The following is a 24,567-nucleotide window of genomic DNA, read 5'->3' as shown; positions in this document are numbered from 1 at the left end:
TCTACGGTGAGAAGTGATGCCTCTGAATCGGCTGGGTCTGGTTGTCCACGAAGGCCGGCCCGCCGCCGTCGCGGCGGCGCGGGCCGCCCGCATGTGGTGTGCCGCGCGCGGTGTCGCCTGCACCGACATCGACGTGTGGCGGGACGGGGAACCGCGGCACGGAGGCCAGGAGGAGGCCGAGGCAGCGGGCCATCCCGGGCTGATCATCACGTTCGGCGGTGACGGCACGTTTTTGCGCGGGGCGCGGATCGCCGCCAAGGACGGGGCGGCGGTGCTGGGTGTGAACGTGGGCCGGCTCGGCTTCCTGACCGAGATCACCACCGACCAGGTGGAGGACGCTCTGGACGTTCTCCACCGCGATCAGGCGGTGATCGAGGAGCGGATGGTGCTCACCCTGCGCGCGTCGCGCCCGCTTCGCACGCCCGTCGGCCTGGACACGGTGCTGTGCTACGGGCGCGGTCCCGCGCTGCCCGCCCCGGCCGTGCGCCCCGCCGGGGCGCAGCCGGTCGGCTGGGGTGTCGCTCTGGACGTCACCGCCGTCAATGACGTGGTCCTGGAAAAACTCGCCCGGGACCGGCAGGCGAGCGTGGCCGTGTACCTGGCCGGGCAGCTGCTCGCCTCCTACTCGGCCGACGCGGTGATCGTGGCAACCCCCACCGGCTCGACCGCCTACAACTTCGCCGCGGGAGGGCCGGTTCTGGACCCTGCCGCCGACGCCATCGTTTTCACCCCGGTCGCTCCGCACATGGCCTTCGGCCGCACCGTGATAGCCGCGGCCGACGAGGCGGTGGTGGTTCGCGTGCTGCCGCATTCCGGCCGGGTGGCCGTGAGCATCGACGGGCAGACGCGCGGAGTACTGGAGCCGGGGGACTGGGTGGCAACCTACCGCGCACCGTACCGGCTGCGCCTGGCCCGTCTGGCACCGCTGGAGTTCTACCACCGGCTGCGCGAGCGCTTCCAGCTGGCCGACGCCCCGGCGGCCGCCGTCGACCAGACCCCCCTCTTCCACCGGCCCGACACCCCGCCACCCGACGATCTGGCCCACCTGCGCCGGCCCACGCCGCCCGCCGCATGAACGCACGGCCGGTGATGGTGCCGGCTCTGCGAGGCCGGCGAACCGCCGTCGCAGTCACGGCGCGGCACACGGCGGTGGCGGCTGAAGCGGCAGAACCAGGGACAAATGCGTGGCGATTTAAACTCTTATCAGGGTTATTTTCGGTTTCGTGGCGGTGGCGTCGCGGTGGCAGGGAGGCCTGGCATGGCGTTCGAGAGTGCCGGATGCAGTGGAGACGGGCAAGGGGCAAGCTCCCCGCGCTACCTGCCGATCGCCGACCACGGCCTGATCGGCGACCTCCGTACCGTCGCGCTCGTGGGCACCGACGGCACGATCGACTGGTACTGCTGCCCGCGGTTCGACGCACCCAGCGTGTTCGGCTCCATCCTGGACGCGGACCGGGGCGGATCGTTTCAGCTGGCCGCCGACGTGCCCGCGCGGACCCGCCAGTTCTACTTTCCCGACACCAATGTGCTGATCACACGGTTCTTCGCCCCGGACGGGGTGGGCGAGATCCAGGACTTCATGCCCATCGGCGATGAATCGGGCGAGGCCCACCGGCACCGGCTGATCAGACGCCTGCTCTGCGTCCGGGGCTCGCTTCCGTTCACCGCGCGGGTGGCTCCCCGCTTCGGATACGGGACCGAGCCGCACAGCGCACGCCTTGAGGGCGACAGGGCGCACTTCGAATCCAGGAACCTGTCCCTGGCGCTGACGGCCACCGTGCCGCTCGAATGCGACGGCACGGACGTCTGGTCACACTTCAAGCTGCTGGAAGGCGAGTCCGCGGTCTTCGCCCTCGACCGGGTCGGGGCAGAGGTCGCTTTGCGGGGGTGCGCCCGGCGCGAGGCGGAGGACGAGTTCCAGGCCACGGTCCGCTTCTGGCGGCACTGGCTGGGCGCCTCGCGCTACCACGGACGGTGGCGGGAGATGGTGCACCGCTCCGCGCTGACCCTGAAGCTGCTCGTCTACGCGCCGACCGGCGCGATCGTGGCTGCGCCGACGACGAGCCTGCCCGAGGAGATCGGATGCGGGCGGAACTGGGACTACCGGTACACGTGGGTCAGGGACGCCGCCTTCTGCATCTACGCCATGCTCAGGCTGGGCTTCACCTCGGAGGCCGAAGCGTTCATGGGCTTTCTGTCCTCCTGCATCATGTGCGAGGACGAGACCACCGGACCGCTGCAGATCATGTACGGCATCGACGGACGCCGCGAGCTGCCCGAGCACGAACTATCACATTTCGAGGGCTACTTGGGGTCGTCCCCGGTGCGGGTGGGAAACGCCGCCGCGACCCAGCTCCAGCTGGACATCTACGGAGCGCTCATCGACTCCATCTACCTGTACGACAAGTGGGGGCAGCCCATCAGCAGCCACCGCTGGGACGAGGTCGGCGCCGTGGTGGACTGGGTCTGCGACCACTGGGACCAGCCGGACGAAGGCGTCTGGGAGATCCGCGGGGGACGACGGGACTTCTTGTACTCGCGCCTGATGTGCTGGGTGGCGATCGAGCGGGCCATGCGCATGGCGACCCGGCGCGGCCTGCCGGCCGATCTGGTCCGCTGGGGGCAGAGCCGTGACGCGATCTACCGGCAGATCATGAGACGCGGCTGGTCGGCCGAGGCCGGTGCCTTCGTCCAGCAACTGGACGGCGACGTCCTGGACGCCTCCGTGCTGATGATGCCCCTGGTCAAGTTCGTCTCCCCGGTCGACCCGAAATGGCTCGCGACGCTGGACGCCCTTGGCACGAAACTGGTCGCCGACTCGCTCGTCTACCGCTACGACACGGGAGCCAGCCCGGACGGCCTCCCGGGCACGGAGGGCACTTTTTCGATCTGCTCATTCTGGTACATCGAAGCCCTCACCCGGGCCGGCCGCCTGGAGGAGGCCCGCCTGGCCTTCGAGAAAATGCTCACCTACTCCAACCATCTCGGCCTGTACGCAGAGGAAATCGGACCGACGGGAGAACAACTCGGCAACTTCCCGCAGGCCTTCACCCACCTCTCCCTCATCAGCGCCGCATTCAACCTCGACCGCGCCCTCGGCTGAACCCGCAGGCCCCGAGGGACGCCCGAACACACCGCCCGGCACCGCCCGGCCTGCGGCCGCCGTCTGCGGGCCGGTGCCCACAGCCGTCGGCGGCCGCGCCAGCACGTGCGCTGCAACGCCGAGGGCGCCATCCTCACGACCGGTGTACCGGCCCGAGGAAGACGGCGTACTTCACGGTGGGTGCCCCCGGTGGTGACACTTCCCGACGCACCCACCCCAGCCGCCGCACCCCGCTGCCACGGGCGGTTGACGCAGACCGGACCGCACAGGACGCCAACGGCGCCGGCCGGCCGGTGCGCGCACGCGAAGGGCCCGGCGGGGCAGGGATCCTGCGTGCCGGGCTCGGAACTGCCGCTGCGGCAGCTTCTACCGTCCATGACCAGGGCCAAAGAGACCGGCCCGGTGAAGCACTCGTGAGGGGGCGGCGATGGCCTGGCCGGTCGCGGAGGTCGCCCGGATGCCGGGCGTGACGGCCCGGACACTGCGGCACTACGACGAGACCGGCCTGCTGCCACCCGCCCGGATCGGCACCAACGGCCACCGCTACTACGAGGCGCACCAGCTGTTGCGGCTGCAACAGATCCTCGTCCTGCGGGCGCTGGGACTGGCACTGTCCGAGATCGGCCGGATCCTGGCCGCGCAGGTCGACGAACTGGACGCCCTGCGCGGCCACCACCGCAGACTGCTTGCCGAGCGGGACCGGCTTGACGCCCTGGCCGGCACCGTCTGCCGCACGATCACCGAACTGGAACAGTCCAGAAAGGACGGCAGACCCATGACCGGCATCAACCGACCGGAGAACCTGTTCGAGGGCGTCCAGCCCGCCCAGTACACGGAGAGCCTGCGTGATTTCCCGGAGCTGGCCGAGAGTATCGAGCAGCACACCGCGACGATGAGCCAGGCCGAGATCGACGCCGGACACCGCAAGCGCACAGCGCAGATGATCCACCTGGCCGAGCACCTGGCCGCCGGCACGCCCGCCGACGCCGGCCCGGTGCAGGCCGAGATCGATGCCCAGTACCGGGCACTGGCCGAGCTCCGAACGGTCTCCGCCGCGGAGTACCGCGCGATCGGGCGGTCCTGCGTGGACAACGAGCAGTGGCGCGCGGCGTACGAGGCGATCGCGCCGGGCCTGGCCCAGTACCAGCGGGACGCCATCGAGGCATACGCCACCACCAGGCTGAGCTGAGCCGGCACCGGCCGCCGCCACGGAAATGAGCACCCGGCGGCGGCCGGTGCCCGGGCCTTGCCATGCCGGACAGCCCCGTTCGCACCCACGCGCGCCGGCTGTTGTGCTGCGAGGCGGTGACGACGGGCCCGGCGGCGGCGTTGACGCGGTACGACGCATATCGCCGCAAGCTGCGTCATGAGCTGGGCACCGACCCGGGGGCCGGGCTCAGGGCCGTGCACCAGGAGCTGTTGCACAGCGAGGCACCGGTGGTGCGGCACGGTGTCCCGCACGAGCCGAATCCGCTGGTGGGGCGGGATGACGCCATCGCGGTGGTGGCGGAGCTGCTCACCTCTCGGGTCGTCTCCATCGTCGGGTCCGGCGGGCTGGGCAAGACGCGGCTGGCGCACGTCATCAGCCGCGACGCGCAACAGCGCGTGGTGCACTTCGTGCCCCTCGCCGGCGTCACCGCCCACGACGATGTCGAAAGGGAGGTGGCCTCGGCCATCGGCGTCGGGGAGGCCCGGCATCGCAGGCATCGCCCGCCTCACCGGCGACGGTGCCGCGACGCACAGTGCGTGACGCGGCCACGTTCCCGCATCAGCGACGACGCGGGGGAGCGATCGGCGGCCGGTCGTGGACGGGGCCTCGACTTGCAGCAGTTTATACGAAATCGTATAGTCCGAAATTGTGAAATCCGAACCCGTACCATGTGAGTGGTCGGCCCTGCTGGCGCTCCAGCGGGCCACCCACGCCACCTTGCAAGTGCTTGCCGCAGAGCTTGTCGACCTGGACCTGACCGCCTCCGAGATCAATGCGCTGGCCAACCTTGCTGACGGCCGCGGGAGAACCGTGTCCGAACTGGGCGCGGCCGTGGGCACTCGCCCCACGACGCTGACCAGCGTGCTGGACCGACTGGAACGACGCGGCCACATCACCCGGGGCACCCGCCCGGGCGACCGCCGGGCAGTGCTCATCGAGCTCACCTCTTCCGGGCGCCTGGCCGCCACGACGATCCGGCAGGCCGTCACCGACCTGGAGCGCCGCGCGCTCGGCAACCTGCCCGCCGACACTGTCGCCGCCCTGCGCACTGCCCTGCAAGCCCTGACGGAGGTGTCCTCATGACCCTGCACCAGCCCCGGACACAGGCCGAAGACGCACCCACCTTCGAAGCGTTGATGGCCGAAGTGATGGCGACCGCCGAGCGGTTCGGCCACCGCGAACATGTCCACCTGACGTGGCTGGCCGTGCGGCAGTGCGGCGTGCCCACGGCGGTCGGCCTGGTCAGCGACGGCATCCAGCGCACCGCCCGATATGCGGGTGCGCCCCAGAAATACCACGCGACCGTCAGCCGCGCCTGGGTGGAACTGGTCGGGCACCACGCGGACGAGCATGACGAAAGCGACTTCACCGCGTTCGCCGACCACCACCCCGCGCTGCTCGACAAGCGACTGCTGACCCGCTTCTACCGCCCGGCAACGCTGGCCGGCCCGCAGGCGAAGAACGGCTGGGTCGAGCCCGACCTCGCACCGTTCCCTTGGCAGGACACCGCCCGGCAGGACCCGCGGCGGCCGTAAGAGAGCAAGTGCCGCGCGGGTTCGGCAGGTTGTGAGGGCCGGCTGGGCCCGTGCGGCCTGTCCCCATCCTCGCCGCCCGCCGCTTCGTCTCCCCGACTGCCCGGGCCTGCGCATCCGCATCCTGGAAGACCTGTTCGCCTACGCCGGGGCCCAGGGTGTGGACCTGCGCATCGCCGGCACCGAGGTCCACGTTTGCCGTCCCGCGCGGGCCGGGGCTCGCCGGTCCGCTCCACGCACCCGGTTGCAGCCGGCGGTCAGTTGCCGGTGGTGAGCACCATGCGGAAACGGGCTGCGCCGCTGAGCATCCGCTGGAAGGCGTCGTCGACTTCCTCCAGCGGCACCGTCTCCACCATCGGCTTCACCCCGGTCTGCGCGCTGAATGCCAGAGTGTCCTGGACGTCCTGGGCGGTGCCGGACGGGTGGCCGTGGACGGAGCGGCTTTTTCCGATCAGCTGCAGCGGGCTGATCTGCAGCGGCTCGGGGGTAACACCGATGACGATCAGCTGCCCACGGTGACGCAGGCCGTCGACGGTGGCGGACATCGCGTCGGAGTTGGCTGCCGTGGCGAGCACGACGCGGGCGCCCCCCAGCGCTTGGAGGGCCTCGGCGACGTTGGCGGCGCTGCTGTCGATGTAGTGCCGGGCGCCGAGCTCCCGGGCCAGTGGCTCCTTGTCCCGGCCGCGGGCGATGGCGACGGTGTCGAAGCCGAACTGGTTGGCGTACTGGACTCCGAGGTGTCCCAGACCGCCGACGCCGAGGATCGCCACGAGGTCACCAGGCCGGGCAGAGCTGTGCCGCAGAGCGTTGAACGTGGTGACGCCGGCGCAGCCGAGCGGCGCGGCCAGGACGGCCGGCAATCCGTCAGGAATGCGCGAGAGCGCGGTATCGGGGGCCACCATGGCGTCGGCGAAGCCGCCGGGATAGGCCCAGCCGGGAACCTGAAGGTTCTGGCAGTCGATGAAGTCGCCTTCACGGCAGGGCAGGCAGTGGCCGCAGTGGCCACCGAACCAGCCGACCTCGACACGGTCGCCGACCTGCCATCCGGTCACCCCTTCGCCGAGGGCGTCGATCCGCCCGGCGACCTCGTGGCCGGTGACCAGCGGGAACTGCACGCCGGGAAAGCCGGCGGAGACGAAGCCCGCATCGCTGTGACAGATGCCCGACGCCTCGACGGTGATCCGGACGTGGCCGGGGCCGGGCTGCGGCAGTTCCCGCTCGACGATTTCGAACTTCCCGCCCGCGGCGCCGACCTGGGCGACACGCATCGTGTTCATGGATCTCTCCGTTGCAGGGCAAGGGGACGGGGGGAGGCATGAGACCGGTCTCATGCTGGTGGAAACCAAGGCTCGTACGGCTGTCCCAGGGAACAGAATTCCCGATAGGCATAACCGGACAAGAGGTTACTGTTCAGGATATTCCCGATCCTCTGGAAGACCCGGCAGGCCGGGCGCACGAAGAACTCCCGGAAAAGAATGTCCGTGCCGTTCCAGGTCCTGACCGGCCGATCATGCGCGGAGCCGGATCATGACGGCTGCAGCTGCGGCCGTGCCGAGAAGGACTGTCCGGTTTCCTGCACGCCCGGCCCGGCCCGGGCCGGGGAACCCGGACCGTGTCCGGCGCCGGCTCCGACAGTGCCCACCGTGCACGGAACCGTGCACCGGCCGAGCGTCTCGCCCATGCCGAGCGGGTTCTTCTCCCGGGCGTCACCATGTGGTGCCGCTGGAGAATCCCTCCCTCGTCGCGCAGACCATCCCCGAGCCCGTGGAGCCGACCGGAAGACCCGCGTCACCCGCCCGCGCCGCAAGGCCGGGACGGGGCGGGCAGGTGGCGCGATCCACAGCCCCCGGGCCGGGAAGGAAACGGGAGACCGTCAACAGGACACCGGCGCGCAACTCGCGCTCCGATGACCCGTTACGGACCATTCCGGTGGAAACATCGGGATTGCTGAGATCGCTTGATGATCAAAGCAACGGCACGAAGAACCCGTCACCGTCCAGCATCCGCCACGACGGAGCCGGGAACCCGGTGAACGCCCGCTGGTTCTGCACGCTCGGGATCGCCGCGCGCCCGCACCGCTCCCTACAACTCGGCCCGTTCGTCGCCGTGCGGGTGTCCGCGAGGATGCCGAAGTTCGGCGAACCGTCGCCCATGGGGGGCGGCCAGGCTCGTCGACGCCAACGGCCACCCCGCGCTGCTGACCACCATCGACGGCGGCGAGCAACTGGTGGCGCTCGATGGGCAAGACGGCCGGATCCACGGCATCTTCGCCTTCCTCGACCCGGACAAGCTCACCCACGTACTGGTCTGACCTGTCCGAAACGCGTCCGCGGCGAGCGGCGATTGCCGCTCTCGTCCGTCAACCGCAGGTCATCGCGGACCGTCGGTTTCAGACATGGGCGATCCGTACGACCGGTCCGGATCGGGCCCCGGAAACGCCACCCGCTCCTCACCCGAACATGCGAGCCTGCCGGCCTCGAACCCCGCACTCCGCGGACGGATGTTCGGCCACACGACGGGTGTCTGAATTGTGCGGCATTGCGGCTGTTACCGATGGGCGTGCTGCTGGACGGGCGGCTTGCGGGCCATACGGTCGGGGTACCTGAGGGGCCGGAAAAGGCTCCCTCCCGGTTGCGGGGCGGATGCGTGGATCCGGCAGTCGATGTCAGGGGCACGCCCGGGCAGGATGTGTGAACAATACAACCGCGAGTTACGGAAATGTCCGCATTAAGTAACGCAAACCGGAGTCGCTGCCGGTGGCGGGGGAGGTGCTCCAGGCTGTGGGTTCTCGGCCTGAGGGGCCGGGACCCGCACCGCGCAGCATGGCCCTTGACCGGGCCCTGGGCGCCCTTACTTGCTTGAGGGGACATCAATGTCTGCTTCTCGTACCGTCCGCCGCATTGCCGCCACCGCCCTGGCGGCCGGCTCCGTCGTCGCCGCGGCGGCGATGCCGGCATCCGCCGACAGCGGCCACGGGTACGGCCACGGATACGGGCACGGCCGTCACCAGTCGTACTCCACGGTTGTCCTCGGCGACATCCAGTACAACAGCCCCGGCCGCGACGACTGGTCGAACCGGTCCCTGAACCGGGAGTGGGTGGAGGTCACCAACACCGGCCGCCGCGCGGTCGACCTGGACGGATGGACGCTCTCGGACCGCGACGGCAACCGCTACCGCTTCGACGACCTGCGCCTGCCCGGCTACGCCACGGTCCGCGTCCACACCGGGCACGGCTACGACACCCGTCGGGATGTCTACCAGGACAGCTGGGACTACATCTGGGGCAACTACGCCGACAAGGCCACCCTGCGCGACGACCACGGCCGCACCGTGGACACCCAGTCCTGGGGCTACCGCCGCTGACCGGCCCCTGCACCGCCACTGACCAAGGGCGCACCTTCTGACCCCGGCGTGCCGCCCTTCCGAGCCGGCGTGCCACCACCCGCACAGGGCGGTGGCACGCCGCTCTCGTATGTCGGCGGCCGCCGGGTTCTCGCCGCTTCTCCTGACCCCTGGAAATGCTGCTGGGCCCCGGTCCGAGGGCCCAGGGCCCAGGGCCCAGGCGTACGCATCCCGAGAGGCCGAAGGCGCGCACACCAGGGCCCAACTGCCGCGACGAGCGGCACATCACGGGTCCACGCCCCGGGGCCGGCAGAGACTCACAGGCGGCGGCTACAAGGACGCCTGGCGTACGGTTCCCCCACGAAACACGGTTTCACCGCAGCCCAGGACCCGGAACTCACCCACGTGCCGCCCCAGCTGGACCACCGCATCGATGATGTCTTCCACCAGCCTGGCCGACTGCCGCGGTCTTCGCCGACGTGATCGGGGACAAACTGCGGGACCGCACACCGACAGGACTGTGGCCGTCCGATCATGCCGGTCTGGTGGTACGGCTGCGCGGCTGAGCGCCGGTAGGGGGACGGCGGGGGCCTTTGCCGGATGGTTGCGGGCCGGCACCCCGCGGCCGACTGCCGGGCTCACCTCCGCAGGTCACGTGAGCGACCGGGGCTGCTCGGCCGGCTGGGAACCGGGACGTCCACCAGCCGGCCGACCTCGCACCTGCGCAAGGCGGCGGGATGCGCAAGCCGCCGGACAGCTCCTCAGCCACTGCGTCGAACGGTCTCGGGCCTGCGGTGGGGTGACGAACACCGCAACGGGAGCAATTCCGGTCGGACGGGGCAGCGTTTCATCTGATTCCTCCGTGGATACTCCGCCCTTCAGGGCGGAGAGGAAACGGACTCCTGCGGAGCAGGGCAAGGGCTGCGATTCGCCGCCAGGGCGGATCACAGTGCTCTGACCCGCAGGTTTGATCTTTACATGCGGTCGCATTAATTTGTGAGCGTGACCACGAACCACGTGAAGCGGGCGTTCAAGTACCGCTTCTATCCGACGGATGCGCAGGCAGCTGAGCTGTCGCGCACGTTCGGATGCGTGCGGAAGGTCTACAACCTGGCGCTTGCGGCCCGCACGGAGGCATGGACGCGGCAGCAGCGGGTCAACTACAACCAGACTTCGGCGCTGCTGACGGCGTGGAAGAAAACTGAGGAACTGGCCTTCCTCAACGACGTGTCGTCGGTGCCGTTGCAGCAGACGCTGCGGCACTTGCAGAGCGCGTTCACCAACTTCTTCAGCAAGCGGGCCAAGTACCCGCGCTTCAAGTCCCGCAAGAAGTCCCGCAAGTCCGCCGAGTACACCACCAGCGGTTTCCGCTTCCGGGACGGCAGGCTGACTCTGGCGAAGATGGCCGAGCCGCTGGCCATCGTGTGGTCGCGCCCGCTCCCAAAGGGGGCGAAGCCGTCCACTGTGACGGTCTCCCAGGACAGCGCCGGTCGCTGGTTCGTCTCCATGCTGTGCGACGACCCCACCGTCAAGCCGCTCCCCGCCACGGATGCGGCGGTCGGTGTTGATGTCGGTCTGAACCACCTCCTGACGCTCTCCACCGGTGAGAAGATCGCTAACCCGAGGCATGAGCGCACGGACCGTGCCCGGCTCGCGAAGGCCCAACGCACCCTTGCGCGCAAGGCCAGGGGTGACGGCGCCAACCGCAGGAAGGCCCGGCTGAAGGTCGCGAAGATCCACGCCCGGATTGCCGACCGGCGCCGTGACGGCCTGCACAAGCTGACCACTCGGCTCGTTCGTGAAAACCAAACGATCGTGATCGAGGACCTGACCGTGCGAAACATGGTCAGGAACCGGAGCGTGGCCCGCGCCATCAGCGACGCGGCATGGGCCGAGTTCCGCAGCCTGCTGGAGTACAAAGCCCAGTGGCACGGGCGGGAAGTGATCGCGGTCGACCGCTTCTTCCCCTCCTCCAAGCTGTGCTCCGTCTGCGGCACCTTGCAGGACAAGATGCCGCTGCACGTCCGCACCTGGACGTGCGCCTGCGGCACGACCCACGACCGGGACGTGAACGCCGCACGCAACCTGCTGGCCGCCGGACGGGCGGTGTCGGCCTGTGGAGCCGGTGTAAGACCTCAACGGAGAACTCCGGGCGGGCAGTCGGCGATGAAACAGGAAGTCTCACGGCGCGAGCCGTAAGAATCTCCCTCCTTCAGGAGGGAGAGCGTCAACAAAGTGGTGCCCCGTCCCGCCCGCCGCGTCGTGGGTCCTGAGCCGGGCCAGGGCCCGAACGGTGGAGAGTCCGGGCCCTGGAGGCGGCGAGGAGGCGCCGCAGGTTTGAAAGGGGCGTCAGAACTGCTGGACCCAGTACTTGGAGACCTGCATCCAGCCGTTGCCGCGAGCTCCGTGCAGGGTGCCGGTGGAGTTGACCGCGAGTGTGTACCAGGAGTCCACGTAGTCGAGGTCGTTGGTGTACCAGGACGTGGGGATGGCGTCCAGGACCGCGTTCACCAGGGGCACGTACGCGCCCTGGTCGGTGATCGTCAGCAGTGCGTTGGCGATGGCCTTGGTGAGCGCGGCGTAGTTCGTGTCGCCGTCGTCCTCCATCATCACCACGTCGGCCAAGTTGTACTTGTAGTTCGACCAGTTCACCAGGATCTGGTTCGGGTAGTACGTGTGACGGTCCGTGTCCAGGTAGGGCATGTCGACCGAGTCCACCCGTACCTTGCCGTCCAGCCCGAAGCCGCTGACCAGCGAGAAGATCTCCGCGTCACCCGAAGTCCACGGCTCCTCGTCGTCGTTGAGGTACACCGCGTCAACCTTGGTCGTCCAGAAACCGCCGGTCGCCGCCGTTGCGCTCGCCGCCGTCCCCCGGTCGGCCGCCGGCCGGGTCAGGCCGTCCTTCGCCAGCTCCTTGTTCAGCAGGTCCAGGCCCGCCGCCACCGCCTTGGACACGTCCAGGTCGATCACATACACCGCCTGCTGCGGCGCCTTCGTCGCGTCCAAGGTGTGCGCCCGGCCCCGGCTGTCGTACGCCGTCACCGTCGCCGCGTCGTCATCCCGCGTCGTCACCGCCACCAACGGGCTTGTTCCCGCAGTCAGTTCCTTCTTCATCGCCTGCGTGCCCAGCCGCAGCCGCAGCAGTGAACCCACACTGCTGTCCAGCCCCTTCGCTGTCACGATCCGCCGGTCGGCGCCGGCCACCGCGCCCGCCAGCCCCTTGCCCGCCGCGCTTGCCGCGCCCGCGGTCACCGCGCGTAGATCGACCTCGTTCGACTTCAGTACCGCAGAACGCAGTTCCTCCCGCCACTGAACGCTCGCCAGCGACGCGGCCACTGCCTTTGCCGTCCGGTCCTCGATGCGGGTCACCGTCGACGACGAAGCGGCCGCCGGGGTCTGCGGTCGTGCCGCTGCGCCTGCTGCGGGTGCGGCGGCGCCCGCCAGCGCGACGACCGTCGTGGCGCACAGGGTGAGCGCCAGGGCGTTGCGTCGCGTCATACGTCTGTTCAAGGTTCCTCCTGTGAGCGTGCGGCGCCCCGTGTGGTGGCGGGGCGTCGGCGAAGGGGGGTTCACAACTGCTGGGCACACACATCGTTTTGGCGAACATGGGCACGATGGAGTGAACGGCGCGACGAGCTGCGGGCATGCCCGGCGGGGCGTGCGTAACGTACTCATTGCGATCTGGGACGCCGGGTGTGGCGTCAGCAGTCGGGGCCCCCGTATCACCAGCGAGATGGTTCGGGGCCTCCCCGTCGCCTCTGGCCACACCCATATGGCCAGGTCGTAGGGATTCCGCCCGCCCGGGACGGAGCGCATACGGGATATGCGTCGCCGACCGGGACGCGAAAGCGGAGGACCAGTGCGCCCAAGACCGTTCGGGGCGTGCCGGTGAGCCAGGACTCACTCCTGCTCACTGCCCAGGAACGGTGCGCGTTCAGGATGAAACCGTGTTGCCGTCGGCGGATCTCTGCGAGTAGAACTCGCGATGACTAGCATGTGCATGTCGGGTGTGCTGTGCAAGAGGATGTAATCGATCCGTGAACAGCCGTGATCGCAAAGGATGATGATGGCTCGTCAGTTACTCGGCTGCGCGACGCCGTGAATGTGACGAGCTTCGCCCGGCGCGCGGGTGAGATCCCGACGGGGCCGTCGGGGGATCTCGGATCCCCTGTACGAGGATCATGGTGGGGCAGGGCGGGCTGCCACCTCGACGCAGTCGCCCTGAGTGTCGCTGCAATGGCTTCGGGGCTTGCGCGGCCGGCCACGCCACCGGCCCGGCGGCTGTTCGCCGATCGCGGCTACGACTTCGACACGTAGCGGCGCCTCATTCGCGCGCGCGTGGGGTCACCCGGAAGAGCGCCCGCCGCGGCATCCCGCACAGCATCGACGCGCAGCTCACGGTCCGCAGCGTTCCCGGGAAAGGCACGGCCTGGTCCTGGAAATGCCCGCCGGGCCCCTGCGGCACCTTTCAAAGGTCCAGCGCGGCAGCCAGCCGCCGCCAGTGCTCCCGGGGCAGGGCGGCTTGATCGCTGTCCGGGGCCAGCGTCTGCACGGCGACGTGGTCGGCGCCCGCATCGAGGAAAGCATCGATCCGCTCGCGCACCCGTTGCTCGTCACCCCAGCCGAAGAGCGTGTCGATCAAGTGGTCGCTGCCGCCGCCTGCGAAGTCGTCCTCGGTGAACCCCAGGCGCAGCCAGTTGTTGGTGTAGTTGGGCAGGAGCAGGTAGAACGCCAGCGTCCGGCGGGCGGTCGCCCGTGCGCGGTCCGGATCGGCCTCCAGGACCACGGTGAACTCCGGCGCGAGCAGCGGGCCCTTGCCGAGCTTCTCGCGTGCCTGGGCGGTGTGTTCCGGGGTGACCAGGTACGGGTGGGCGCCCGCAGCGCGGTCGCGGGCGAGCTCGAGCATCTTCGGGCCGAGGGCGGCCAGCACCCGGCGGCCGGCCGGGACTCCGGCCGTGTCCAGTGCGCTCAGATAGTCGTTCATCGCCGCGTACGGGCGCTTGTACTGCTCGGCGAGCCCGGCGTGGCTGACTCCGAGGCCGAGCAGGAACCGGCCGGGGTGGGCGGCCTCCAGGGCGGACCAGCGGGCGGCCGTGTCCTGCGCCTCGTATTGCCAGATGCTGAGGATGCCAGTGGCGACGGTGATGGCCGAGGTCGCCTCGATCAGCGGGGCCGCGTGCTCGACGCCGCTGCCGCCGAGCCACAGGGCGCCGTAGCCGAGTTCCTCCAATTCCGCGGCGGCCTCGGCGACTTCCGTATCGCGGGACGAGTCCGGGGCGTGCAGAGCCGTGGTCCACAGACCGTACCGGCCGATTGCCCTGGCCTGGTGCGCGCCGCTGTCGCTGAAACCCATGGGTCCGTCCTGCCGCCGGGTGACTGAGGTTCGACGTCGGTTGTACCAGCGACGGCAGACCCGTCTTCGTATTCCGCCGGTGAGCGGCGCGCCCTCGCCGGCCTGCTGGGTGCGCAGCGCCGCATGCCGCTCGGCGAACCTTCGGCCAGGAGCGCATCCGGTCCTGCCCGGACGAGACGGTCCGTGCCGACCGAACGCGCGCTCTCGACCGAGTCGCCGCAGCAGCGGAAGGGCTTCTTCCTCGGCCGTTCCCGTCATTCCCGTCCGTCGTGGGAGAGGAGCCTCGTCATGGTCGCTGTGAGCGGCTGGACCCGCACGAAAAGTCCACTGATGACCTCATTGGGCGCTACTTCCTCAGAGTCCTTTTATGGGCGAGTGTGTGCGGAATCACGAACTGTGTCACGTAGCTGTTACGTGGGACATAGCTATTTCACGGATGGTCTTTTTATCCTCGCGCCATGTCTCGCCATTCGTTCGCTCCGCTGGTCGCCACGTTCGCCCGGCACCACTCTTCGCGCTACGCCCTGGCCGCGCTCGCGCTCGTCATGACCGGCTGGGCGGCGACGGGCGGCTTCGCCGACGCGGCCAGGGCCGACGGGGCCAGGGCCGTCCCGCGGTCGGGCCCGATGGCGGAGCCGGCGCCCGGCATCGCCCGGGCGGCCGCGAGCCTCGCGCTGCCGTCCGCGTCCGCCACGGTGGCGCACTCGCCGTCGGTGTCCGTGGCGGCCCTGCGGACCGCCGGGACCGGTGTGGCTCCCGGTGTGGCTCCTGACCAGGCGCTGGCCCGGCGGCTCGCGCCGGTCGTGGCGGCCACCCCCGCCTCGCTCTCGGTGGCGGTGCTCGATCCGGCCGACGGCCGCGCGGCACGGTACGGCGTGCAGGCGGGGACGACGTACGACACGGCGAGCATCGTGAAGGTCGACATCCTGGCGGCCCTGCTGCTCAAGGCCCAGGACCAGCACCGCGGGCTCACGGCGCAGGAGAAGACGTCCGCCGCGTCGATGATCCGGATCAGTGACAACGCGTCCGCCGACGCGCTGTGGCGCGTCATCGGCCAGGCGCCGGGCCTGGACGCCGCCAACCGCAGGCTCGGCCTGACCGGCACGACCGGCGGCGGCGGCGGGCACTGGGGACTCACCCAGACCACCGCGACCGATCAGCTCGCCCTGCTGAGCGCAGTCTTCGGCACCGACTCCCCACTGGACCAGGCGTCCCGCGCCTATCTGCGCGGCCTCATGGGCGGCATAGCGGCAGGCCAGGACTGGGGCGTTTCGGCGGCCGGCCCCGTCACCGGCCTGAAGAACGGCTGGCTGCAGCGGACCGCGACGGGCCGCTGGGACGTCAACAGCATCGGTCTCGTCCGGGTGGACGGACACGACCGCCTGGTGGCCGTGCTGTCGCGGGGCAGCGTCAGCATGGCGGACGGCGTCCAACTGGTGGAGAAGGCGGCCAAGGCGGCCGTCCAGGCCCTGGACGGGACGGCCTGACCCCGCACCGCCGCAGGGCACCGCATCCGGTGGGAGTGTCCCATAGACGGCGGGGCCGGCCGCCGTGTCGCAGCGGTGTGATCTGCCGGGACGGGCCCTGAAGCACCAGGGCTGGTTCACGGGCGGTCGGACGCCCGGCGCAGGACCAGACAGACGAAGCCCCAGGTGTCCCGGTAGACGCGCAGCCATTCGGAGCGACGGGTGGTGGCTGTCGTGAGCACGTGCGAGCTGTCCGGATCGGCAGGGTGGTCCAGGGCCCATGAGGCCAGCGACCCCCAGCAGGCCCATTCGTAGTCGTCCAGCTCACGGCGTGTGCTGACGTGCCCGCCGACAGGAGCCCACCCGTCGGCGACGACGCGGTCCACGGTGGTCGCCAGGTCGGTGAAGTCCCCGAGCATCTCGATGGCCTCCTGGGAAGGGGCACGGTCCCAGAACCCCTCACCGACAAGGACGCGGCCGCCGGGAGCCAGGTGCTTGCGTGCCGCCGCGAGGGTGGGGAGCAGACCGCCGAAGGCATGCGTGGCCCCGACGCTGAGCACCAGGTCGAACGAGTGCGAGGAGACGAAGTCCCCGGCCTCCTGGTGATGGAGGGTCAGGCGCTCTTGGACGCCGAGGTCGCTCGCGGCCCGGCGGGCCTGTGCCAGGGCGTCCTCGGAGATGTCCACGCCCTCGGCGTGCAGGCGCGGGCGCGTGGCCAGGGCGCGCAGGAGCCACTCTCCGCCGCCGCAACCGAGGTCGAGTACACGCTCGTCGCCGCGCGGGAGCCCCCGTTCCAGCAGCCGGCGCACCGAGTCGTCGTCGAGCGGAGACTTTATCGGGTGATCGGCATGGGCGATCCTGGAGATCTGTTCACGGTTCACCGGCGCAGTTTGTCAACGCCGGAGGTCACGCGCACCTCGATTTCGGCCGCGGGCCGGAGCCCTTCGCGGCAACCGCCGATCCGCAGGTCTTGATGCTGATGCCCCGTACCGGCCCGGACCCGTGTCCCGCCCGGGACCCCGTCCCCGACCGCGGCCACAGTACGCAGGCACGGTGGCCGGCCTCCTCGCGGATCCGGTGGATGAGGGCAAGCGTCGGCATGCGGGGGAGAAGGAAGCAGGACAAGCACGAGCCCACGCCGGCCGGGCCGATCGCGATCAAAGAGGTGGCTTCGCGAGAGGAAGACGGACCTGGCACCGATCGACGATCCCCACTCCTCGGGAAGATGTCCAGCGCTCAAAGGGGTTCACAACTGCTGGGCAGACACAGAACATGGACACAGGGCCGCCGTCTTGGCCGTTACCGGCGCCGGCACGCCCGCAAGCGCGCCGAACTCCAGGCGAAGCGGACCCGCTCCGCCACCCGGCGCGCCAAGCGGCGGGTCAAGCGCGAGTCCCGGCACGCCGCGCACATCAATCACAGGATCAGCAAGGAGATCGTGGCCGTTGCGCAACGCACCGGACGCGGGATCGCCCTCGAAGAACTGAGCGGCATCCGTGACCGGGTACGGCCTTCCCGCGACCGGCGGGCCACGCTCTCCTCCTGGCCGTTCCACCAGCTCGAAGAACATCTCCGGTACAAGGCCCGGCGGGCCGGAGTGCCGGTGATCGCGGTGGACGCCCGCTACACCTCGCAGATGTGCCCGCGTTGCGGACACACAGCGAGACACAACCGTCCCACCCGGGACGCCTTCTCCTGTCGTCGGTGCGGGCTCGCCGGCCCCGCCGATCACGTCGCCGGGGTCACCGTGCGCAACCGCGCACGCTCGGCGTGGGTTCTCGTCAACGGACCCGTACCACAAAGGGCTTGACCTCCCTGACTGGTAGATGCGACCCGTGACCGCCCTGTCGTAGGGGGCAGTCGGGAGCGCGACAAGGCGTAGACGACCGAGCCAACAAGCTCGGTCGTCTACGGCCGAGAAGTTGACGTACGGAGTGTGGACCTCCGGACCACGACGGTGCACGGCACCATCACATTGCGCGGTGCTTTTCCGTCCAGGACATCGATCAGCATTGTCACGGATTCGGCGCCCAGGCGGCGCGCGTCCAGGCTCAGGGCGGTCAGCGGCACATCCCAGTCCTCGGTGCCGCAGGACTGGTCGCTCTCGCGCATCACGCTGACCATCAGGTCGTCGGGGATGCGCAGGTTCAGCCTCCGGGCCGCGATCACCAGGGCCTGGCCGTATGTCTCGTTGAGGCCGTGGACCGCGTCCGGGCGGTCGGGGCCGGACAGAAGTCGTAGCGCCGCCTCCACCGGATCCTCGGAGGCAGCCGGTGTCTCGACGAGCGCCGGCCGGCTGGCCGCGGCGCACCACTCGCGGTAGAGGCGCTCGGAGTCCTGGGTGTACGCGTCGGGTTCCGGGCCCGAAAGGAGACCGACCCGTCTGGCGCCGGAGTCCCGCAGGTGGTCGAGGACTTCGGCCATGCCATGCTCCAAGTCGCTCTCCACGGTGGGTACATCCTCGTATCCCGGATCGATGGGGCGGCCGTCGGTGACCACCGGCATGCGGCGGCGTGCGCAGTCCGCGAGCAGCGGGTCCTCCCGTACCGGGTCGACGATGATGAGGCCGTCCATGGGGACGCGGGCCCACAGCCCGGAGGCCGGATCGCTCGGGACGACGACGAGGGCGTAGTCCCGCTCGACGGCGGTCATGGTGGCGCCGGCGGAGAACGCCGCATAGTACGGGCGGTAGGTGCCGGCCCACGGGCGGTCCGACATATGGCCTACGGCCAGTCCGAGGATGCCGGTGCGTCCGGAGACCAGTCCGCGGGCCACGGGGTCGGGGCGGTAGCCGAGTTCCTCGGCGGCGCGGCGGACGCGCTCGCGGGTGGCCGGGGCGATCTGGCCCTTGCCGTGCAGGGCGTGGGACACGGTGGTGATGGACAGGCCGGTGGCCTGCGCCACGTCGCGGATACCGATCCGCCGGCCGACCTCCCCGGCCCGTGTCGATTTCCGGCTGGTCATGCTTTGGTCGCCCTTCCGTGTCATCCACCGAGCTCCAACGCGCGGCGGCCTCAAGAGTGCCAGAGAACGGTCTGTCCGCACCCTCGAATCCCAAAACGTTTTTCTTTCGCTGACCTCGAGGTCTTGACGTACAAAAACGTTTTGGGCAATGTGGCGCCACTGCTTCCCGGCACCTCTCCTCTAGGAGCTCCATGCGCAGCGTCCGTACGTTTGCCTTGCCCGCACTCACCGCCGCGTTGCTCGCGGCCCTCACGTCCTGCGGCGGTTCCGCGGTCGGCAGCGATGACTCCACCACCCACACCACCGATGCCAAGGGGTCCCGCGCCTACGGCAAGTGCAAGGTGACCGGCGCCCGCGGCTCGATTCACCTCAAGACCGTCGAGAAGGGCACTCTCACCGTGGTCGGTGACCTTCCCAGCCCCGGCTGGTGGAACGGCGACACCGTGCGTCAGATCGACAGCGGATACGAGTACTGCATGGCCGCGAATCTCGCCTACCGGGCCGGCCTGTCCAAGCTCACCGTGCGCAATGTGTCCTTCGACGCGCTCGTCGCGGGCAAGGCCCAGGACTTCGACATGGCGCTCGCGGAGATCTCCATCACCGACGCCCGCCGCAAGGTGGTGGACTTCTCATCGCCGTACTTCTCCTCCGACATCGGCGTGCTGGTCAAGTCCGGGTCCAAGGTGACCAAGGACAACATCGGGGGCCTGCGGCTCGGCGTGAAGCAGGGCACGACGGGCGCCGACTTCGTCCGCGACCGCCTCCACCCGAAGAGCCAGCCGAAAGTGTTCGCGGGCGATGTCGAGTTGCAGGCCGCGCTCCAGGCAGGCCAGATCGACGCCGCACTCACCGATGTCGCCATCGTGCTCGGCAAGGCCCAGGAATCCAAGGGCAAGCTCAAGGTGATCGGGCAGTACGACACCGGCGAGTCGTACGGAGCGCTGTACCCCAAGGGCGGCAAGAACTCCGCCGCCCTCGACGGGGCCATCGACGCGATGAAGAAGGACGGCACGCTCGACAAGCTCTCCTCCACCTACCTGGCCGAGGCCTTCGGCGGGGACCCGGCGACGATCGCGGTGTGGAGCGCCAAATGACCGTGTCCTCCGATCTGTTGACAGTGTTGAAGGCCGAGCGGACCGAGCCGCCGAAGGCCACCCCGCCCCGGCCGGCGCTGCCGCTCGCGGCCGCCGCAGTGGCGGCCGTCCTGGTCACCGTGACACTGACCGCCGCCACTGCCCAGTCCGTGAGCAAGGTCCTGCCCGGCTTTGGCCTGCCGGTCGCCGGCGGTGCAGTCGTCGTGGCCGTCGCCGTGCTCACCCTGCTGAGGCCCGCGCTGCGGGCTGTGCGCTCGGGCCGCGCGGCCGCCGCGGCCTGGTCCGAGGACCGGCGGGCCGACGCCCGGCGGGCCGCCTCCGAAGGCCGTGAGGACGCCCGGACCGTACTGGGCTGGTGCCTGGCCGCCCTCGTCCTGCTCGGCGCGGTCTGGTTCCTGTTCGCCAATGACCGTGCCGTGCAACGCACCTTCCTCGACGGCGAAGTGATCGGGATCAGCCTGCGGGAAACCGCCTCCGCGTTCGGGACCAACCTCTTCATCGCCGTCGCCGCGCAGATCCTGATCCTCGTCTGGGGACTGGCGCTCGCTCTCGCCCGGATGGCACCGGGGCGTACCGGCCGCCCGCTGCGACTGCTCGCCACGGCGTACATCGACGGCTTCCGCGCCGTACCGGCGATCATCGTCATCTATCTGATCGGCTTCGGACTGCCGCTCGCCGAGGTGCCGGTGCTCAGCTCCCTCAGCCCGGTGTGGTTCGCGATCCTCGCGCTCACCCTCACCTACGGCGCGTACGTCGCCGAAGTGTTCCGGGCCGGCATCGAGTCCATCGCACCCGGCCAGAGCGCGGCGGCCCGTTCACTCGGCCTCTCGCACAGTGCCACGCTGCGCCATGTGGTGCTGCCGCAGGCCACCCGCCGCGTCGTACCGCCACTGCTCAACGACTTCATCAGCCTGCAGAAGGACACCGCGCTGGTGAACGTCATCGGCACCATCGACGCCTTCAACCAGTCGAAGATCTTCGCGTCCAACCACTTCAACCTGTCCTCAGTGACCGTGGTCGCGGCGCTCTTCATCCTCATCACGATCCCGCAGGCCCGGTTGGTGGACCGGCTGGTGGCACGTGAGCAGCGCCGCGGCAAGGGAGCCTGACATGGCCTTCATCGAGATCGACGGGGTACACAAGAGCTACGGGCAGACCCCCGTGCTCCGCGGCATCGACCTGACCGTGGCCCAGCACCAGGTGGTGACCCTGATCGGCGCCTCCGGCAGCGGCAAGTCCACCCTGCTGCGCTGCATCAACGGCCTGGAGGAGATCAGCGGGGGTGAGATCCGGGTCGGCGGTGACGTCGCCTCCGGCCGCGGCACCGATGTGGACCGGCTGCGACGCGATGTCGGCATGGTCTTCCAGCACTTCAACCTGTTCCCGCACATGAGCGCGGTGCGCAATGTCGCCCTCGCGCCGATGCAGGTGCGCGGGATACCGCGCGCCGAGGCCGAGGAGCAGGCGCGCGCCCTGCTCGCGCGCGTCGGCCTGGCCGACAAGGCCGACAGCATGCCCGACCGGCTCTCCGGCGGTCAGCAACAGCGGGTGGCCATCGTACGCGCCCTGGCCACCGGCCCCCGCGCACTGCTCCTCGACGAGATCACCTCGGCCCTCGACCCCGAACTCGTCGCCGAAGTACTGGCCATCGTCCGCGAACTGGCCGAGGGCGGCATGACCATGCTGCTGGCCACCCATGAGATGGGCTTCGCCCGGGAGGTGTCGAACAAGGTGTGCTTTCTTCATCAGGGCGTACTGCTGGAGGAAGGGCCGCCCGAACAGATCTTCGGCGACCCCCAGCAGGAGCGCACCCGCGCCTTCCTGCGCCGCATCGTCGAGGCGGGGCGGCTGTGAGCGGCGCGCGGGTGCTCGTCGTGGAGCACGAGGACGGCACGGGCCCGGCCCAGTTCGGTGAACGCCTCGCCGAACAGGGCCTGGTGATCGACCTCTGCCGCCCCTGGGCCGGCGACACACTGCCCCGAACCCTGGACGCATACGACGGGCTGCTGGTCCTCGGCGGATCCATGGGCCCGCACGACGAGGAGCAGGCACCTTGGCTGCCGCAGGTGCGGAAACTGCTGCGGCAGGCCGTAACCTGGGACCTTCCCACACTGGGGATCTGCCTGGGCATGGAACTGCTGACAGTGGCCTGCGGGGGCGAGGTCCGGCACGCCGCCCTGCCCGAGGTCGGACTCAACGACCTGATACCCCATCAAGCGGCCGTCACCGACCCACTGTTCGCACCCCTCGTGGACCAGGACAGCTGGTTGCGCGCAGTGCAGTGGCACTGGGAGGAGACGGCCACCCTGCCCGAGGGCGCCGTTCCGCTGCTCACCAGCGAGCGCTGCACCCACCAGGCGTACCGGATCGGCACGGCCGTGTGGGGTGTTCAGTTCCACCCCGAGGTGCTGGCCGATGACATACGCACCTGGGGCGCGGCAGACGTCGCTCCGCTGCACGCCCTGGGCCTTGAACCGGGCGAAGTCGTTGCCGAGGTAGGGCGCGAGGAGAAACGGCTGCGCACGCTCTGGGGGGCTTTCGCCGAGCAGTGGGGGTACATGGTTGCCGACGGTCCAGGCCCGTCCGCCCGACAGCGCATTCCAGTGGAGCGGCGGCCATGAGGGCCCGACGACGGTCGGACCGGCCGGGCTGCGGGCATGGCCAGTCAACCGGTCCTCCCCGCCGGGCAACCGGTCGACAGGGGGCCCCGAAACCGCCACACTCCCCGCGTCCTCACACGGTTCCCGGTGCGCACCGAGAACACCCGGGCACAAGGTCTGCTCCGGCACCTCCGAAACCGTCGCTCAGCTGTCCGCCGGCAGGGAGACGGTAGCCGGTGGAGCCGCCGCAGGTGCGCAGCACCCTGACGCACGCACCGTCCTCGACGATCGACGGGCGTGAGGCCCACCCCTGATCATGCGTGGGTATCCCCGGCTTCAGCCGGGGAGGGAAACACATCCTTGGCCCGGAGGGGCGGAGCGCCGGAGTTCTCTGCGTCTCCGTGGTGCCCGTGCGGCCCGCCACGATGCCGTTGAGCAGCCAGTACTGCGCCGGGAACTGCGCGGACGCGGACCGGATGTCCAGCCACGGTTCGAGCTGCCCAGGGCGGCCGCGCCCCCTCCGGCACGGCGATCCCCTCCGGCAGGACGCCGGGGGTGTCAAAGACGACATAGGTGCGAGGCAGCGGGCGGGCGACGGCCCGCTCGGGAGTACCGCCGAAGACGGCGGCGAGGAGATGACAGAGGAATCGTCAGGTGGCGCGCATCGTCGGGACCTCCAGGAGTTCACGGACCGGCGTGCCGCACGGGAGCCTGGCCGATACGTGATCCGGCCACGCCTTTCGGCCCTCGCGCAAAGGCGTGGCCGGGCCGATAATCAGGCGGCGTGATCCGCTTACACTTCACCGACGCCGACCTTTGCCGGGTCACGGTGGCCCAGGCTCCCGACGCCCTGCTGGAAACGGCGCTCAGCGTGCGACGTCTGCGGGGCGGGACGGCCACCCGGGGCCCCACGCGCCCCGCCCTCAGCCAGTGGCACAAAGCGATGCAGGAGACCCGCCCCCGGCCCGGTGCCCTGCTCGACCTGGTTCCCCGCAACGGATTCCTGCCGGACTTCCTTCAACAGCCGACAGCCCGGGACTTCGCCACCGCACTCGACCTCGTCACCGCAACTTCCGCCGAACAACTGGCCCTGGACCTGGGCCTGGCGGACACACCCGGGTGGAACGGATCCCTGGAGCAGCCGAGCCGGTGGGCGCGAGAGCTCGCGAACGGCTCACCGGCGGCACGGCGGGCCCTGCAGCGCGACCTCCAGGCGTACTTCACCTCGACGGTCGCCCCGCTGTGGCCACGGGTGAGGGCCGACGCCATGGCCGACCGGGCGGTGCGCGCCGAGATGCTGCTACGCGGCGGGGTCGACGCCCTGCTCACCACGCTCAGCCCCACATGGAGCTGGCAGGCGCCCGTACTGACCCTCCCGTCGACATCCCGGCACGACATCCCACTGTGCGGCCGCGGACTGCTGCTCGTACCGTCCTGGTTCGCGGTGAGCGCCCTGGTGATGTACCGGCCGGAGAAGCCGACGGTCCTGGTCCATCCGATGCTTCTCGCCGAGGAGCCGGCCTTCTCGTTCGACGTGCTGGGGCCACTGCTGGGCCGGACAAGGGCCGCTGTGCTCGCCGTTCTACGCGTCCCGGCCACCACAACCGTGCTCGCCGAACGTGTCGGGATCTCCCTGGCAACGGCCAGCCAGCACGCCACCGTTCTGCGGAACGCCGGACTGGTGGACACCGCCCGGACGGGCCCGTCCGTCCTGCACAGCCTGACCCCGCTCGGACTGGCGCTGCTGGCGGGTGAGGAACCGTCCACACCTACGCACTGAAAACCAACCGCGTCCCGCTTGAACTCGGCCGTGCACCGCTTGCTCGTGTTGCTGTTCTTGCTCACTACTGGGAACTGCTTCCTCCGGGACTGGCCGTCCCAGTATCAGGCTGTCCAGCCCCA

At 70.0% G+C, this 24,567-nt stretch carries 20 protein-coding genes and 1 pseudogene; 15 read left to right on the top strand and 6 right to left on the bottom strand.

The features are described from left to right. Positions 1-16 precede the first annotated feature (16 nt). From OG972_RS00865 to OG972_RS00840, 6 genes and pseudogenes are all read left to right on the top strand, one after another. The gene (locus OG972_RS00865) at positions 17-1,075 is read left to right on the top strand and encodes an NAD(+)/NADH kinase (RefSeq protein WP_266977780.1); all 1,059 of its coding nucleotides are present in this window, start codon (positions 17-19) and stop codon (positions 1,073-1,075) included. A 183-nt stretch (positions 1,076-1,258) separates the two neighbouring features. Further along, complete coding sequence (locus tag OG972_RS00860; RefSeq protein ID WP_266977779.1) at positions 1,259-3,103, top strand: glycoside hydrolase family 15 protein; 1,845 nt, start codon at positions 1,259-1,261, stop codon at positions 3,101-3,103. Positions 3,104-3,530: 427 nt separating this feature from the next. After that, positions 3,531-4,292 (top strand): MerR family transcriptional regulator, encoded by a 762-nt coding sequence (locus tag OG972_RS00855; protein WP_266977778.1) that lies wholly within the window; start codon positions 3,531-3,533, stop codon positions 4,290-4,292. 98 nt (positions 4,293-4,390) lie between these two features. Further along, a pseudogene (locus tag OG972_RS00850) lies at positions 4,391-4,795 on the top strand (BTAD domain-containing putative transcriptional regulator); the annotation flags it as partial. Positions 4,796-4,961: 166 nt separating this feature from the next. Continuing rightward, a complete protein-coding gene (locus OG972_RS00845) occupies positions 4,962-5,396 on the top strand; it encodes a MarR family winged helix-turn-helix transcriptional regulator (RefSeq protein WP_266977777.1) in 435 nt (144 codons plus the stop codon). Continuing rightward, positions 5,393-5,848 carry a hypothetical protein gene (locus tag OG972_RS00840; protein WP_266977776.1) on the top strand — a complete coding sequence of 152 codons (456 nt, stop codon included), beginning with the start codon at positions 5,393-5,395 and terminating at the stop codon, positions 5,846-5,848. Before OG972_RS00845 ends, OG972_RS00840 begins: the two co-directional genes overlap by 4 nt. Positions 5,849-6,102: 254 nt before the next feature. Here the strand turns inward: OG972_RS00840 and OG972_RS00835 are convergent, their stop codons facing one another. Continuing rightward, positions 6,103-7,122 carry an alcohol dehydrogenase gene (locus OG972_RS00835; RefSeq protein ID WP_266977775.1) on the bottom strand — a complete coding sequence of 340 codons (1,020 nt, stop codon included), beginning with the start codon at positions 7,120-7,122 and terminating at the stop codon, positions 6,103-6,105. A gap of 687 nt (positions 7,123-7,809) precedes the next feature. Further along, on the bottom strand, positions 7,810-7,998 hold the full coding sequence (locus tag OG972_RS00830; protein WP_266977774.1) for a hypothetical protein: 189 nt from the start codon (positions 7,996-7,998) through the stop codon (positions 7,810-7,812). A 719-nt stretch (positions 7,999-8,717) separates the two neighbouring features. Here OG972_RS00830 and OG972_RS00825 point away from each other — a divergent pair. Together OG972_RS00825 and OG972_RS00820 are read left to right on the top strand one after the other, a co-directional pair. Beyond that, complete coding sequence (locus tag OG972_RS00825) at positions 8,718-9,209, top strand: lamin tail domain-containing protein (protein ID WP_266977773.1); 492 nt, start codon at positions 8,718-8,720, stop codon at positions 9,207-9,209. A 981-nt stretch (positions 9,210-10,190) separates the two neighbouring features. Beyond that, on the top strand, positions 10,191-11,387 hold the full coding sequence (locus tag OG972_RS00820) for an RNA-guided endonuclease TnpB family protein (RefSeq protein WP_266977772.1): 1,197 nt from the start codon (positions 10,191-10,193) through the stop codon (positions 11,385-11,387). Positions 11,388-11,537: 150 nt separating this feature from the next. On the opposite strand, the gene OG972_RS00815 is transcribed toward OG972_RS00820, so the two are convergent. Then, complete coding sequence (locus OG972_RS00815) at positions 11,538-12,686, bottom strand: DUF3103 family protein (RefSeq protein WP_266977771.1); 1,149 nt, start codon at positions 12,684-12,686, stop codon at positions 11,538-11,540. 970 nt (positions 12,687-13,656) lie between these two features. Further along, a complete protein-coding gene (locus OG972_RS00810; RefSeq protein WP_266977770.1) occupies positions 13,657-14,541 on the bottom strand; it encodes an LLM class F420-dependent oxidoreductase in 885 nt (294 codons plus the stop codon). Positions 14,542-14,999: 458 nt separating this feature from the next. On the opposite strand from OG972_RS00810, the gene OG972_RS00805 reads away from it, so the two are divergent. Further along, positions 15,000-16,028, top strand: a complete 1,029-nt coding sequence (locus tag OG972_RS00805; protein WP_266977769.1) for a serine hydrolase — start codon at positions 15,000-15,002, stop codon at positions 16,026-16,028. A gap of 116 nt (positions 16,029-16,144) precedes the next feature. Here OG972_RS00805 and OG972_RS00800 read toward each other — a convergent pair whose 3' ends face one another. After that, positions 16,145-16,888, bottom strand: a complete 744-nt coding sequence (locus OG972_RS00800) for a cyclopropane-fatty-acyl-phospholipid synthase family protein (RefSeq protein WP_266977768.1) — start codon at positions 16,886-16,888, stop codon at positions 16,145-16,147. Between the two features lie 344 nt (positions 16,889-17,232). Between OG972_RS00800 and OG972_RS00795 the strand changes: the two genes are divergently transcribed. Next, positions 17,233-17,817, top strand: a complete 585-nt coding sequence (locus tag OG972_RS00795) for a transposase (RefSeq protein WP_266977767.1) — start codon at positions 17,233-17,235, stop codon at positions 17,815-17,817. A 98-nt stretch (positions 17,818-17,915) separates the two neighbouring features. Here the strand turns inward: OG972_RS00795 and OG972_RS00790 are convergent, their stop codons facing one another. Further along, on the bottom strand, positions 17,916-18,971 hold the full coding sequence (locus OG972_RS00790; protein ID WP_266977766.1) for a LacI family DNA-binding transcriptional regulator: 1,056 nt from the start codon (positions 18,969-18,971) through the stop codon (positions 17,916-17,918). A gap of 191 nt (positions 18,972-19,162) precedes the next feature. On the opposite strand from OG972_RS00790, the gene OG972_RS00785 reads away from it, so the two are divergent. The 5 genes from OG972_RS00785 (at position 19,163) to OG972_RS00765 (ending at position 24,445) form a co-directional block, all read left to right on the top strand. After that, a complete protein-coding gene (locus OG972_RS00785) occupies positions 19,163-20,065 on the top strand; it encodes an ABC transporter substrate-binding protein (RefSeq protein WP_266977765.1) in 903 nt (300 codons plus the stop codon). Next, the gene (locus OG972_RS00780) at positions 20,062-21,174 is read left to right on the top strand and encodes an amino acid ABC transporter permease (protein ID WP_266977764.1); all 1,113 of its coding nucleotides are present in this window, start codon (positions 20,062-20,064) and stop codon (positions 21,172-21,174) included. The genes OG972_RS00785 and OG972_RS00780 overlap by 4 nt, the downstream gene beginning before the upstream one ends. A 1-nt stretch (position 21,175) precedes the next feature. Beyond that, on the top strand, positions 21,176-21,919 hold the full coding sequence (locus OG972_RS00775; RefSeq protein WP_266977763.1) for an amino acid ABC transporter ATP-binding protein: 744 nt from the start codon (positions 21,176-21,178) through the stop codon (positions 21,917-21,919). After that, positions 21,916-22,686 (top strand): type 1 glutamine amidotransferase, encoded by a 771-nt coding sequence (locus OG972_RS00770; RefSeq protein WP_266977762.1) that lies wholly within the window; start codon positions 21,916-21,918, stop codon positions 22,684-22,686. Before OG972_RS00775 ends, OG972_RS00770 begins: the two co-directional genes overlap by 4 nt. Positions 22,687-23,449: 763 nt before the next feature. After that, positions 23,450-24,445: a helix-turn-helix transcriptional regulator gene (locus OG972_RS00765; RefSeq protein ID WP_266977761.1), complete on the top strand. Its 996-nt coding sequence runs from the start codon at positions 23,450-23,452 to the stop codon at positions 24,443-24,445. Positions 24,446-24,567 lie beyond the last annotated feature (122 nt).

It is taken from the genome of Streptomyces sp. NBC_01669 (assembly GCF_026339735.1).
Classification (GTDB): domain Bacteria; phylum Actinomycetota; class Actinomycetes; order Streptomycetales; family Streptomycetaceae; genus Streptomyces; species Streptomyces yanii.
This window is presented reverse-complemented; position numbering and strand designations above follow the sequence as displayed.

Excerpts from the sequence above, each read along its gene's own strand:
- OG972_RS00865 (WP_266977780.1), top strand. The coding sequence starts at position 17 with ATGCCTCTGAATCGGCTGGGTCTGGTTGTCCACGAAGGCCGGCCCGCC.
- OG972_RS00860 (WP_266977779.1), top strand. The coding sequence starts at position 1,259 with ATGGCGTTCGAGAGTGCCGGATGCAGTGGAGACGGGCAAGGGGCAAGC.
- OG972_RS00855 (WP_266977778.1), top strand. The coding sequence starts at position 3,531 with ATGGCCTGGCCGGTCGCGGAGGTCGCCCGGATGCCGGGCGTGACGGCC.
- OG972_RS00840 (WP_266977776.1), top strand. The coding sequence starts at position 5,393 with ATGACCCTGCACCAGCCCCGGACACAGGCCGAAGACGCACCCACCTTC.
- OG972_RS00835 (WP_266977775.1), bottom strand. The coding sequence starts at position 7,122 with ATGAACACGATGCGTGTCGCCCAGGTCGGCGCCGCGGGCGGGAAGTTC.
- OG972_RS00830 (WP_266977774.1), bottom strand. The coding sequence starts at position 7,998 with ATGGGCGACGGTTCGCCGAACTTCGGCATCCTCGCGGACACCCGCACG.
- OG972_RS00825 (WP_266977773.1), top strand. The coding sequence starts at position 8,718 with ATGTCTGCTTCTCGTACCGTCCGCCGCATTGCCGCCACCGCCCTGGCG.
- OG972_RS00815 (WP_266977771.1), bottom strand. The coding sequence starts at position 12,686 with ATGACGCGACGCAACGCCCTGGCGCTCACCCTGTGCGCCACGACGGTC.
- OG972_RS00810 (WP_266977770.1), bottom strand. The coding sequence starts at position 14,541 with ATGGGTTTCAGCGACAGCGGCGCGCACCAGGCCAGGGCAATCGGCCGG.
- OG972_RS00805 (WP_266977769.1), top strand. The coding sequence starts at position 15,000 with ATGTCTCGCCATTCGTTCGCTCCGCTGGTCGCCACGTTCGCCCGGCAC.
- OG972_RS00795 (WP_266977767.1), top strand. The coding sequence starts at position 17,233 with ATGTCCAGCGCTCAAAGGGGTTCACAACTGCTGGGCAGACACAGAACA.
- OG972_RS00790 (WP_266977766.1), bottom strand. The coding sequence starts at position 18,971 with ATGACCAGCCGGAAATCGACACGGGCCGGGGAGGTCGGCCGGCGGATC.
- OG972_RS00785 (WP_266977765.1), top strand. The coding sequence starts at position 19,163 with ATGCGCAGCGTCCGTACGTTTGCCTTGCCCGCACTCACCGCCGCGTTG.
- OG972_RS00780 (WP_266977764.1), top strand. The coding sequence starts at position 20,062 with ATGACCGTGTCCTCCGATCTGTTGACAGTGTTGAAGGCCGAGCGGACC.
- OG972_RS00775 (WP_266977763.1), top strand. The coding sequence starts at position 21,176 with ATGGCCTTCATCGAGATCGACGGGGTACACAAGAGCTACGGGCAGACC.